This window comes from Pseudomonas sp. FP2335 (assembly GCF_030687535.1).
Lineage (GTDB): Bacteria > Pseudomonadota > Gammaproteobacteria > Pseudomonadales > Pseudomonadaceae > Aquipseudomonas.
Genome location: NZ_CP117437.1, coordinates 5151945 through 5165346, shown reverse-complemented (window position 1 = coordinate 5165346; position 13402 = coordinate 5151945). Strand labels below are relative to the sequence as shown.

Annotated in this window: 7 protein-coding genes; all 7 read right to left on the bottom strand. The window is 57.3% G+C overall.

Annotated features, from left to right (window positions below; translation table 11 throughout):
• Window positions 1–70 precede the first annotated feature (70 nt).
• Complete coding sequence (locus PSH81_RS23185; RefSeq protein ID WP_305391551.1) at window positions 71–1399, bottom strand: McrC family protein; 1329 nt, start codon at window positions 1397–1399, stop codon at window positions 71–73.
• A gap of 12 nt (window positions 1400–1411) precedes the next feature.
• Complete coding sequence (locus PSH81_RS23180) at window positions 1412–3790, bottom strand: McrB family protein (protein ID WP_305391550.1); 2379 nt, start codon at window positions 3788–3790, stop codon at window positions 1412–1414.
• 5 nt (window positions 3791–3795) lie between these two features.
• Window positions 3796–4497: a M48 family metallopeptidase gene (locus PSH81_RS23175; protein WP_017700074.1), complete on the bottom strand. Its 702-nt coding sequence runs from the start codon at window positions 4495–4497 to the stop codon at window positions 3796–3798.
• A complete protein-coding gene (locus PSH81_RS23170) occupies window positions 4494–7820 on the bottom strand; it encodes a type I restriction endonuclease subunit R (protein ID WP_305391549.1) in 3327 nt (1108 codons plus the stop codon). Before PSH81_RS23170 ends, PSH81_RS23175 begins: the two co-directional genes overlap by 4 nt.
• A gap of 77 nt (window positions 7821–7897) precedes the next feature.
• Window positions 7898–9550, bottom strand: coding sequence for an ATP-binding protein (locus tag PSH81_RS23165; protein ID WP_305391548.1), 1653 nt, complete (start codon window positions 9548–9550; stop codon window positions 7898–7900).
• Between the two features lies 1 nt (window position 9551).
• On the bottom strand, window positions 9552–10886 hold the full coding sequence (locus tag PSH81_RS23160) for a restriction endonuclease subunit S (protein WP_305391547.1): 1335 nt from the start codon (window positions 10884–10886) through the stop codon (window positions 9552–9554).
• Window positions 10879–13374, bottom strand: a complete 2496-nt coding sequence (locus PSH81_RS23155; protein WP_305391546.1) for a class I SAM-dependent DNA methyltransferase — start codon at window positions 13372–13374, stop codon at window positions 10879–10881. Before PSH81_RS23155 ends, PSH81_RS23160 begins: the two co-directional genes overlap by 8 nt.
• Between the last annotated feature and the right edge of the window lie 28 nt (window positions 13375–13402).

Sequence of the window (13402 nt, the reverse complement as noted above, 5' to 3'; positions counted from 1 at the left end):
TGTTATCCGAACTGGCCAAGCTAACGAGGCCATCTCTCGCGGGTTTGCCAAACCCAGTTCAGCCCGCTACTTAAGTAACCCGCTCAAACAAGTCTTTGAACACCATTTTGAACGGCGCATCGCTAGGGACCAACAGCTGGCGTGACTTCAAGCAAAAAGGCAGTACCCATAGCCGCAGCCCACCTGTCTTGGGGAACTCGAATACTGGTAGCGGTCGATCAAATGCCCCAGTCTTAGGGTAAATCAGCACCACATCTCCCGACCCATTCAGATAGCTTTGCCCATAGGCCTGCAATTGATAGAAGTCACCCTGTGCGAGGCCGTATTTATTCGTCCCATTTGCCTTGAGACCATCGAGCAGTTTCCACTTTGTATCGAGAACCAGCACATCTTTCTTGGCATCCTTGATCAACAGGTCTGGTTTTAGACAAAACCAATTCTGTTCTTGATGGCGAACCAAGTGATGGCTGCGTGCTTGGGTTTTCAGGTGAAGCGGCCTCGCCAGTTGCTTCGCTATATGCTTGGAGACGAACGCTTCGAACACTGCCTCCATTGGGAACAGCAGCGACGGAGCGTGATTGCCTCCGCGGCCTGTCATGGGTGATTGCTGTTCTAGAATCAACTTTGACCAAGCGAGTGCTTCTTCGTAGTAACCCATGCCCCGCTCAAGGCGTACCCGCTGGAAGTCCATATTAGGGTCTGATGAAATCGGGACCTCTGCGAAGACAAATCTCAGTTCTCGAGCCAGTTGCTGATGTGTCTGAGATGCCGTCAGTTGCAGGATTCGTTGCAATGCGGTGTGTAATAAACGGTTTTCCGGACGATTAATCGAGAACTCGTCGTGCTCTGTAAAGAACCGGTCCGCCCTGCAAAGGTTTTGCCGCAGATGGGATGCCATCATCAGTTTGCCGCGAAGGGCAAACAAGTTGCTTTGCTGAGTGGTATAGGTGCTGCGCAGGCCTTGTTTGACGATATGCCCGACGGTGCGTAGGAACTCGGCAATAAAAACTTCCAGTAAGGGCATTCGTGCCGCGGCGAGGTTGGCGGTGTCAGTTTGGAGGTGGCGAAACTCTTGAAGGCAGCAGAGCATTTCGATCAACAGCTGACGAGCCTTCGAGGCGCCCGCACCTATTACTTTTCCGACTTTCGGCAGTACCTCGATTTGGTAACCGTCTGGTGCACGTATCACTCCAACAAAACTAGTGACCTGAACGGCTCGATGCCCGCGCCGTTGAGTCAGGCGCAGCCACGCTGGCTTACTGTCGTTGGAGGCCCGCAGGCACTGGCGTTCTAGCCATGCGTAGACCGTATCCGGGATAATGTGCAGACCCTCGGACAACGAGCCAGTCGAAGTCGCTGCCATCAACACGTCAAATTCGTAAATCGATATTCCGCTCACGTGCCTCCGCCTTCAGGTCGACAGCGTCTTGTAGATGCCAATGTAGGCATCCGGATTAGAGAGGGCAGCCTTCTGCAGAGCGTAGTGGCGCTTAGTGGAATAGCTGTCCATGCCATGATCGCTGCCGAACAGGCGAGCCAGATCATCCTCCTGATCTTCACCCTCAACGATAAAGCGTGCGGCTTGGGATTTCTGATTGTCTGCTAAGACAAGGCGGATCTTTTGCCAGTCTTCGAAAAAGTACTCTTCGAGCAGGGGCAGAATACGTGTGCTGAACACCTGTTGCAGGGCTACAAATCGCTCGTCTCCATCAGGCACTAGCGCTAATGCTGTGAAGTACGCATGGCCGATGCAATGGTCGCGGTCGTAGAGCATCTCGATGCGCTGGTTTATTGCATCAAGCATACGAGGCACATCCATTACTTGCTCCCCCAGACTGACTCGAAGGTTTGCAAGCGGCGCGCCTGGCTCGTCGCGAGCGTCCGGCATTAACGGCACAAACTCGAATCGGCGACGTAACGCGGTGTCCAGCAACGCAAGGGATCGGTCTGCCGTGTTCATAGTGCCGACAATGTCGACATTGGCTGGTACCGAAAAACTCTCTCCGGAATACGGTAACGTCACCGAGATGGCGTTTTTAGCACCTTCGCGTTTATCAGGTTCGATCAAAGTGATCAGCTCGCCAAAGATCTTGCTGATGTTTCCCCGGTTGATCTCGTCGATTACCATCGCGAACTGCTGATCTGGCGCCATACGTGCTTTGCGGCACAAGTCCTTGAAGACACCAGCGCGGATCTCGTATTGGACTTCACCGGATTCCGCATCGCCTTCGAGAACCGGACGCAGACCTTCCACGAACTCCTCGTACCCGTAAGATTGATGGAAGGTGACGAAACTGTAACGCTTGATGTATTCGGCTGAGGGAGGACCGGCATTGTACTCGTCTACCAGCCGCTTCAGATTGGCAGCTGCGTCCGCCCAGTCTCCAGTTAGTATCCATGATGAGTCCGATAGCTTATCGAAGACAGCCGGTGCCATTCGCTTGCTCATCTTGATGGTTTCGGAGGACTCGATAGCATGGTATTGGAGAGCACCCCAAACCGTGTTTCGCACACTCTTGTTCGTGCTTTTGGCGGCGGCAATCGATTTCATGAATGGGTGATCAAGCAAGAGATCGACACTTGCTTTCCCGCCCAAGTGGTACAGAGTTGCTGCGATTGCCTCCCACCAGGTAAGGCTCGCAATCCTTTCGCTCACAAACTGATTTTGCCATTCTTCCTTGGATACCGAGGTCGTGACTTGCTCATACTCTCGCTTCATTAGCTTCGACAATTCGTATGTCTTGCCTGTGCCAGGTGGGCCGTAGTAGATACGATTGAGAGGAAGCCTTATCGCATCAGAATCAGCAATGTCGTCTTCGCCAGTCTCATCGTTGTCTTCCACCGGATCGTCCCTCAGTTGATCTGGCCATAGTCCAGGTCGTTCGGCTTCAAGTAATAGCCAGTCGTTGGGTAAATCATGCTTGTCGGCAAGGGATGCTTCAATCTTCGTGAGCAGTTCATTAGTTAGCGGCTCACGGTGGAGGATGGGGAGGGCGCCCACCTCACGCTTCCAGGAGAGCTTCCGCACTCGCGTGCCCCGCACAATGCCAAGTACGCCAATCGCCCGTTCGCTTCCGGGGTTCTTGCGGCCAAATCGCACCTGAATATCTTTGCTCGAGTGCCACCAGTCCAAGCCGGCCATATGTACAGCACGCGCCAATCGACAGAACTCCGCTTTGTCCTCTGGAGTCCATGAGGCGCGGAAGGTCTGAAATGCTGGCTTGCTGTCGAAGTGCTTGAGCAGGTCTTCGTCGTCCAGTGACTTACTCAGATTCATTTTGGCTACTAACTCTTCGTAATGCAGCTTGAAGTTGCGGATGGCTTCAGCGCTCCATTCGGTGAGCTGGTCCAGCGATTTTTCCAAACCATCGCCTGCGGGCATTGTTGTTACAAAGGGAGCGTTGTAATAGTCGCCTCGCAGGGCTAAGTAGGTTTTGCGCGTTTTACTAGACTCGCCCAGCCCGACGGTATCGATCTTGACCACAAAGCCGTCGTCGGCATCGATCCCTACGGTAATGGCCAGTTCCTTAGGCGCTTCCGGTGAGGGGTAAATTTTCGCCCAGTTGTAGCCAGAGAAATGATTACCCTGGTTGGTAGGCCGCTTGCGAATTTCGACGCGCCCTACTGGAAACAGTGTGGTCTTGAGTTTGTTAGCCCATGCCTGTGTGACTGCATAGGCTTTTTTCAGATCATCGTAAGCTTGGTTTTGCTCGGGGTTGGACTCGTCACGCTTGTGTCCTGCCCACTTGTTCAACAACTCGAAGTGGTTGCTCGTGAAATAGTCCGTCATGGTACTCAGATTCCTTCAACATCAATTCCATGTTCTGCCAACCATGTCTTGCGCTGTGCATAGTCAGGCATGACGCGTTCCAGGCGGAGCCAAAATTCTGGGGTGTGATGTGGCTCTTGCAGGTGCACCATCTCATGCACCACCACGTACTCCGCAATGGGCTTGGGCAGTAGGATTGTTTTCCAATGAAAATAGAGCTGTGCGCCCTTACCACATGAGCCCCAGCGATAGCCCAGATCCTGCACACGCACACCGCTGGGGGTCAGGTCCATTCGCGCTTGGTGGTTCTCGACTCGTAAGGCGAGCCAGCTGCGGGCATGTTCGCTATACCAACGGATGAAATGTTCGCGGGCTCTTGGCAGTTCGCTACGCAGCAGGCGGAAGCGACCAGCAGAAAGTTTTAATGGCCCATCCTGCTCATCAACCAGTTTGAGGCGATAACTTCGTCCCAAATACAGAAACCCCTCTCCGTCGACGTATTCCTTGGTGGGGATGGAGCGCTGCAGGCGTTCCTTTTCGGCAAGACGCGAGTAAATCCAGAAGCTTTTTTCCGCTACGAATTGCCGCAGCGCTTGCTCCTCAACCTCTGGCGGGGCAGACAGGATAAGTGCGCCGTCACGTTCGACGGTGATCTGTAACGTCTTGCGCCGCGCGCTGCGGCGTAGCGTCAGTTGCAGATCGTTTACGGTGAGGGTTTGACTGCTCACAGCTGCATCAACCGTTCATGGCTGGCTCTCGCTTGATCCATCAGGCGGTCAGACAGCACCCCCGCCGTATCGCTATCCACCAAGGGCGGACGCAGTCGCATCAGGTAATCAAATAGCTGCCCGGCCAGCTCCTCCTGTGCCGCTCGCTTGCGCGGGCTCCAGATATCGCGGTGGCTTTGGAGTTCGCCCACCAACAGATCGACCAGTTCCACTGTCACATCCTTCAAACGCAGCAGCTCGGCGGGCTGCGGATTGGCGTCGGCACACACCACATCCAGCAGGGTGCGCAGGAAGGGTGCATAGTGTTCGGGCAAATCCAGGGGGCTGTAGCCATCGCTCATTTGACCGCTGCGCAGCTCGTTGATGATCTTCTGCATCTGTTCAACCAACTGATCCCACTGCTCGCCCAGCGACTTGAGCAGCTCGTTCAGGCGTTCGGACAGCTTGCGATAGAGCACCGGATCTTCATCAGTATGCTTGCGCACATGCGAGCGAATGGCGTGCTCCATCTCTGATGCCTTGGCGCGGTCGTTGACGCTTCGCGACAACTGTTTCTCGAAGTCTGCATCGGTGAGCTGGATCGGCGGAATCTTCGGGTCGATGCCCAGTGAGATAACATGATCGTCGATCAGTTTGCGCACCTTGGCACCGACATCCTTGCCCAATTGCGGCAGGTCCTTGTAGCGCCCACGTGCCCGCGCGTGGATATAGGCCAGGCGCTTGGCATCCTTGACGAAGGGCAGGCCCTCGGGGCGTGGCAGCACGGTGTCCAATGAGTTGAGGAACGCTTTGAGTTTTACCGCAAATTCGGCGCGCACCTTTTCCGACTCCAGTGCGGCAATGCAGGTTTCGGCATCTTCCAGCGACTCGATGCCCTGGCGACGCAGCACATCCACTACACGAAGATGACGATCGCGCAGCACCGGCACCTCGTCCTTGATGCTGCTCAGCGCACCTTCGATATCCTCGTCGGCATAGGCTGCCAGCGCTTCGCGCAGGTGGTTGGCGACCCCGTAGTAATCGACCACGATACCGCAGCGCTTGCCGAAACCAGTACGGTTGACCCGCGCAATGGCTTGCAGCAGCTCGGCTTCCTTGATCGGCCGGTCAAGGTACATGACCCCTTCGATGGGGGCGTCAAAGCCGGTGAGCAACATAGACTTAACGATCAGGAAAGCCAACGGGTCGGTCTTGCCTGGCTGCTCATGATTCAGGGGCTTCTTGAAACGCTGGATCAGCAGCTCGTGCTTGCTGCCATCCGTCCAGGTTTTCCACTCGGCCGGATCGTTATTTGAGCCGGAAATAATCGGTGCGAATTCCAGGCTGCGTAGCCTGTCGCGATAGCGCCACGCCTGCACGCGCGCCTGCAGCTTGGGTGGACGCTGGCACAGTGCTTCATCGTCGAGGTCCTTGTCGGCTGCTGGCAACGCTTCGGCCTCGGCCAACAACTGATCGCGGGCGGCCTGCAGTGCGTGGAAATAGCGGATTGCCGCAATCCGGCTATAGGCTACCACCTGCGCCTTGTAGCCATTGGGCAGGATATTGGTGACGTAATGTCTGAGGATGTCGCGCGCCTTATCTGCAATCAGCGCGGGGGCATCAAAGATATGGCCTTTGGTGGCGTATTTTTTCTTGATCAGCTCCAGCTCGTCCTGACTGTGCTCGCGGAACAAATCCTCGAACAGTTCATCCAGGCTCGCTCCATCTTTTAATGCGCCCTGGGCAGTGCGTCCTTCGTAAAGCACCGGCACTGTAGCGCCATCTGCCTCGGCTTCCTTGATGGTGTATTTGTCGATGAACGCGCCGAAAATTTCGTGGGTGCGTTTCTTATCGCCCATGATGATCGGTGTACCGGTAAAGCCGATGCGCACGCAGTTGGGCAGGCCCGCCAGCAGGTTTGCCTGTAGATCGCCGGCCTGGGTGCGGTGCGCTTCATCGATCAATACCAGAATGCTCTCGTCGTGGTTGAGCACCTCGAATGGTTTGCTTACCAGGTAGGGCGCGCGCTTTTCTGCGGCTTTGAGGTGTGCAGTAGCTTGCGTAGGGATCGACGCCTCCCTATCTTCTTCCTGTTCGGGATTGCGATACTTCTGGATGGTGGCGAATACCAAACCGGGGCCCTGGCGACGTGCCAAGGCTTTAACACCCTCGATATTAGAGGCCACCTCCGGCAGTTCACCGCTCAGCGTGGCGGTGGCGGAGAGCTGGTTTTGCAGGTCTTTACGGTCAGTGACCACGATGATTTTGAAGCGGCGCAGTTGTGTATCCGTGCGCATCTTGCGCACCAGAAATACCATGGTCAGGCTCTTGCCTGAGCCTTGAGTGTGCCAAACGATGCCGCCGCGCTGGTCGCTCTCGCCGTGCTCAAGGCGTGTCTGCCCGCGTTTCATGCGGATCACCGTGCGGTTCACCGCGCGGTACTGCTGGTAGCGGCAGACCGTCTTGATGGTCTGCCCGCCAACCGGCATGAACAGCATGAAATGCCGGATCAGATCGAGCAGGTGGGCCGGCGTCAGCATGCCTGCCACCAGGCGCTCCTGCTCGGACAGTTTGGCTTTGCCCAACTGCTCGGCTACTGACTGCTCGCTGCCGCTACCCTCCGGGCCAACCACGGTTTTCCATTGGGAGAAATGCCCGAAGCCGGCCCCAATGCAGCCCACCCGTGCTTCGTCGTAGCTACTGGCGACCAACAGCTGCACGCTAGCGAACAGTGTTTCGTTGCCCTCGTTGTCCTCGACTTCGAAGGCCGCCTTGCGCTGGTTGCTGTAGCGGCGCAATTGATCGACAGCTTCGGCCAGCGGTTCTGGGATGGATGGGCTCTTGCATTCCACCACCACCAGCGGGATACCGTTCACCAGCAACACCAGATCCGGGACGATAAATTTCTTGCCGCTGTTGTACCCCGGTGGGCAATCCACTCGGAACTGGTTGATCACGCGGAAGTGGTTATTGGCCGGGTTGGCCCAGTCGATGTACTGGATGGTCTGACCACGTCCGCCTTCCCAGCCCTGAAGGCCATCGACCGTGATGCCTTTGAGCAGCAGCTCAGTGACTGTATGGTTGGCTTCCATCAGCTTGCCGGCGCCCACGCGGGTAATGGCCGCCAGTGCTTCGGCAATTCGCTGCTCATCCAGCCAGGGCTGACCGTCGCGCAGGTTGATGGCAAGCAAGCGCTCGGCCAGTGCAGCTCGCTGAATTACTTCACTGAAACTGCTGCGACCAGTGATGGCCGGGTCGTCGAGGCTGCCCTCGATATGCTCCCAGTTCAGCCCCTGTAACTGAGCCACAAAGGGTTTTTCGACGTCATCCAATTCCCAGCCCACGGTTACTCCTTTAATCCAGTTCAGGCGTGTATGGGCTCTTACAGGCTCATAGCGGCTCATAGCGGCTCATAGAATTTTTAGCCGAGCTTATAGACCGACCAGCGTCGTTCACCTTGCTGTATCAGTGTGCCCTTGTCTTTCATGCGCTTGAGCAGTTTTGCCGCTTGATCAGGCGAGAGCCGACAAAGATCCATTACTTCAGCGCGCTGAATCTGCCCATGCTGCTGCACGTAGTTCAACACCATCTGCTCATGTTGAATGGGTGTGAAGCCTGCCTGGCGGGTATAACCGGCCTTGTCGCCCACGGCCTGGTACAGACTGGCTGACAGAGTGTAGCTGCGCCCTCGGGTAGAACCGTGGGCCTCGACCAAGCCGGCTTCGGTCAGGGCTTCCAGGGTGCGTTTGGCACTGGCGGTGTCGCGCTGGATCTGTACGGCCAGTTCGTCGGCCGTGACGCGCTTGGTCTCACGCAGGGCGGCCAGGGCGATCAGGCTGTCGATTGGCAGCTCGGCGTTGGTGGCGCGCTCGTGCTCGACTACTAGGCGGCGGAAGTCAAGGTCGGCCTCTGCGGTGGGTAAGCGCAGCACCACGCTCTGGGCGGTGGTGTAACTGTAGTCCGGGGCCGGCCGGCCGAATTTGAGCATGCCGCGGAAAATCTTGTCCACACCTCGGCCGGAGCGTTCGACTACGCCGACGCGCTTCATGGCGTCGGCCAGGGCCGGGTTGCGCGGGCGCGGTTCGGTCACCAGCAGGTTGGCCAGGGTTACGCCATCGACCAGTCCGCCGGGGTTGCTGACCACCAGGGCATCGTCCTCCAGGCGCACATGCACCGCGCCCCTGCCGTGGTAATCGCGATGGACCAGGGCGTTGGCTACGGCTTCACGGAAGGCACCGAAGTCGACCTTGGGCACTGGCACGCGGAACAGGCCGACCTGTAGTTCTTCCTCTGGGTTGTATGGACGGAAGTTGGTTTCCAGCCAGTCTAGTGCCTTGAGCAATGGGAAGCGGCGAAACTCGTTGAAGCGCACTGCTTGCTGGGCCAGCACCTGGAAAGCGAACTCATGGGTGGGCACCAGTTGGCGCACGGAGGTTTCCCGGCCGATCAGTAGCAGGCCGGTAAGAGTCGGCACACGCGTACCGTCCGGCTGGCGCGCTGTGAGCAGCAGTGCGCCGTCTAGGGCTTCATCGTCCAGTTCCAGCAGCACGCGATCGCCGCCGTATTGTTGTACTGCCTGGCGTAGACGTTCACGCTCCAGCGGGTCGAGATCGGCGAGGGTGGCACCGGTCACCGGCTGGGCGGAGACATCTAGGAGGCCGAAGTTGCTTGCGCGGCTATTGCGCTCATGGGGCAGCATGGCTACGCATTCGGGCGAGCCGTCGTGTTTCAAGCGGCGGCGTAGATAGACGCCGCTGGTGGTGGCCACTTCGCCCTGGGCTTTGAGTACATGGATACGTGCCACGGTCACGCCATCCAGATCGAGCGTCTCGGCCTGTACTTTCAGCGACGGCGAGGTGCGCGCTGCGACCATGCCAGACAAGCCCTCTAGCAGGCGATGCTCGGCATGCAGGCCGGTAGGCGTGCCGTCGTCCTCGACGCCCAGCCATAGCTCGCCGCCCTCTGCATTGGCCAGGCAGACAAGTGCCTCAATTAGCTCGCGGTCGGGAAGCTTGCTGCGATCGCTTTTGAACTCGACGGTGAGGGATTCGCGAGGTGGCAGGCGCTGTGGCATATCAGGCTTCCGTTTGTGCTGCAGCTTGTTGCATAGATTCCAGCAGCGGGGTGACGCCGACGCGGCCGGTTAGAAGGTCGTCCATTAGGCCGATCTTTTGCTGGCGCAACTTTTCCAGTGCCTCCTGCTCGACTGCCATTTTCTTATCGAAGGTCGACAGACGGTGGGTAATAAGCAGTTGTTCAGCGACTGATGGGCAAGAAATGCCAAATGCTTTTAGCTGCGTCGAATTGATTGAGGCCAGATTGGTTGTCTGCTTCGATGCTTGGACAAAGTAGGCCTTTCCACGGACAGAGCTGGAGTAGGCTGCCAAAAACGCAGGCAACAGCTTTGAGTCATCACAGCGTACGCGGAAAACATGATTCTGGTGCAGGCAGGGTTCTATCTGCCCCTCCCATACGGCCCCCCGACCCAACTTGTCGAAGTCTCCTCCCTCGTTCATCAGCACATCACCTACTTTCAGAGCAAAGCGGTTCAGCTCTGACGGCAGGATCGAGACAGTCTTTATTTCTCCCAGTGCAAGGTAGCCATCTTGGACATTAGCCACTCGCAAATATGGCAGCTCAATCGCGACAGGACTGTTTAGGATGCGGCCAAGGGTTACACCGCTTACGATATCTGCACAATACCCCAGCGGGACCACCTCCCATTTCCTCGGAATCCACCCCAACTTTGACTCCTTGTAAAGTTGCGGCGCTTCGCTCTGCGGGGGGCGCAGTTGGCCGTTGGCGTCGATGCCGCGGGTCAGCAGGTCATGCAGCAGGCCCTGCTTGATGGCCTTGAGCTTGTCGATCAGAGACTCAGTTTCGCGGATGGCGGTGTCGAGGGTGTCGAGGATTTGGGCGATGGCCGCCTGCTGTTGAACGCTTGGGACTGGTATCTCTATCGCCCGAATGTCACGCAAAACCAGGCGCCTGAGAGCGCTACCTGACATGAAGTTTTCAAACTGACGGACACAAACCTGGCTTTGCAATGCGTGGCCAAGGTAAGCCGAGTCGACTTCCTCGGTCGGCACAATGAGACAGATAGACGAGAGCGCCCCAATCTCCTCATTCTGCTTATAGACCACGACACGCCCGACGGTACCATCCTTTGAAAGCAATACGTTTCCATTGCGGATAGTGCATCCAGTAGCGTTGAGCTCGCGGTAAGCCGCAGTGGATATTCGAGTGCAGGAACTGAAATCGATGTATCCCGATTTCATGTCCTTAACGTTGGCTATGAGATAACCATGTTCCTGTGGGGTAGGGCTGAAATGAGAGCCGTCGGTAATGCGGCTGGCTAGCTTACGTAGAGGAGCTGAAGGGAACTGGCTTGGCGTAGTCTGCTCAGACATATCCCAACCCCTCCAAGAATCCCTGCAACGCCACTGCCGCCGCATCGCGTTTGTGCTCAATGTCATTTAGCGTCACCCGGTATTTATCCCACCAACTCTCATAAGTGGCGACTATCTGCTTGCGTTGCGCGGCGATATAGCTCTCGACGATGGCCTGCATATCGTTGTGCAGGATGGTCAGCAGCAGCTCGGCGGCTTGTGGCTCGTCCAATTTATCGACGGCCTGATTCAGGTGGCTGGCGAAGTTTTCCTGCTGGGTCTTGAGCTGCTTCTTCACCTTGGCCAGCTCGGACTTCCAAGCCTTGAGCTGGGCTTCATCGATGGGGTTTTCGTCGTTGTCGGCATCCGCTTCGCCGTCGGCCTCGTTGGAATCTTCCCCCTTGGTTGGGACGGCGGCTTTGAGCTGGTTGTCTAGTTCGGCTTTTTTCGCCTCCAGCTCCGACAAACCGGCGACGAAATCGCCGAGCAGGAATTTCACCAGCTTGTGCTCCAGCGGGCTGTGCTTACTGGTCTTGTCTTCTAGTACGGTGATGATGCTGGTGCGCCAGGCATCAATAACGCCCAAGCTGCCGCGGGCCATTAGGCCGAGAAAGTCGTATTTAGACTGGTACCAGAAGCCTGCGAGGATGCCCCGGACCTGAAAGGGGTCGAGCAGGCTGATGCCTTCCAGCGTCTGGCTAAAGCTTGCCAGAAGTTCAGCTCGCAACGCGACCAATGCGGCACTGTTATCCCGCTTCCCTGCTAGGGCGGTGATACGCGGGCTGTGTTCGTGCCACCAGCGCTCGAAGGAGGTGCGGAGGGCTGCCTCCTTGGCTTGCAGGCCGGCATCACCTTCGATGGCGGGCTTGAAGTCGGCGCGGCATGTCAGCTCGCTGCGAAAATCTAAATACTGCGCATCGCGCGCCACGAATAAGTTGTGCGGGTCGAGGCCGTGCGAGGCGAACAAAGGGGCTTTTGCCTCGATTTCAGCCTTGGGCACACCGCCCAGCAAGTGGGCACGCACATCATGCGGTTCGGGTGGCGGTGCGTTATCCACATAGCGGCGAATGTTCAGGTTGTAGTCGTTGTCGCGCAGGGTGGCGATATCCACCACGTCGCTAAAGCCGTCGATTCGGCGAAATTCGTCGAAGGCGGTAGTGATCTTCTCGATGTGCTCGGGCAGCAGGTGGTTCTGCGCACGACCCTCGAAGTACTCGCGGTCGGCGTTGATAAACAGCACCTTGCCCTGGCGCTCGGCAGGCTTGGCGCTGACTCGGTTGGCGCCTTCCTGCTTTTGTTGGCGCAGGATAAGGATGCAGGCAGGAATGCCGGTGCCATAGAACAGGTTGGCCGGCAGGCCGATCACAGCTTCTAGCAGATCGTTTTCGATAATGCCAGCGCGGATTCCGCGTTCCTCACCGCCCCGGAACAGCACGCCGTGAGGCAGTACGGTGGCGATCATGCCCTCGTCGCGGGCCACAGCGAGCATGTGCTGCAGGAACATCAGGTCGGCCTTTTTCGAGCCCAGCGGTACCTCGCCGAAGCAGAAGCGTTGCTCGCGGAATGTCGGGTTCCAAGCCAGGCTGCCATCCGCGCTTTTCTCGGTATGGCCCCAGTTGATGGAGAAAGGCGGGTTGGTGAGGATTCGGTCGAAGCGGCGCAGTTCGCCGGCCTCGATATGCCGAGGGTCGGCTAGGGTGTCTTCGTTCTCCAGCCAGGCGTTGCTGATGCCGTGCAGCAGCATATTCATCTGCGCGATGGACCAAACGGTACCGTTGAATTCCTGGCCGAATAGGTTGGCCTTGCGGCCGTCCTCACCGTGCTCGTCGATATATTCCTTGGCAGCAATCAACATGCCGCCCGAGCCGCAGCAGGGGTCGTAGACATCGTGAGCCAGAGTCGGCTTGACCAGATGAACCATCAGGCGCACAACAGAGCGCGGTGTATAGAACTCACCGCCTTTCTTGCCGGCCGAGTCGGCGAACTCGGCGATCAGGTATTCGTAGGCTGCCCCAAGCAGATCGGGGAATTCGAAGTCACTATTGCGCAGACGCACCTCACCGAAGTGGCTAATGAGTTGGCGCAGCTTCTGATCGGGAATCTTGCTCTGGCCGACCTTGCGAGTGAAGTCAATGTGCTCCAGCACTCCTTCCAGGGATACGTTATTTTCCTCAATGCCGCCCAGCGCCTTGTTAAGCAAGTTGCCAACATTGATGTGCGCTTCGTTGAGCAAATAGTGGAAGCGTGAATGGCTAGGCACCCAGAAATTACCATCGCGCTTGTACCAGCGCGGATTTTCCGCCGAGACAAAGGCCTCGGCCTTGCTCCTGCCGGCGTTTATTTCATCGGAAACGACCTGCTCATAGCGCTCCTCGAATACGTCGGAGCAGCGCTTGAGGAACAGCATGCCAAAAATGTATTCCTTGAACTCCGAGGCGTCCATCTTGCCGCGAAGAATATCGGCAGCCTTGAACAGATGGCGTTCCAGTTGTTGCAGCGTGAGGGGCATTGCGGAATCTCTTGTGGGCACCCAGGGA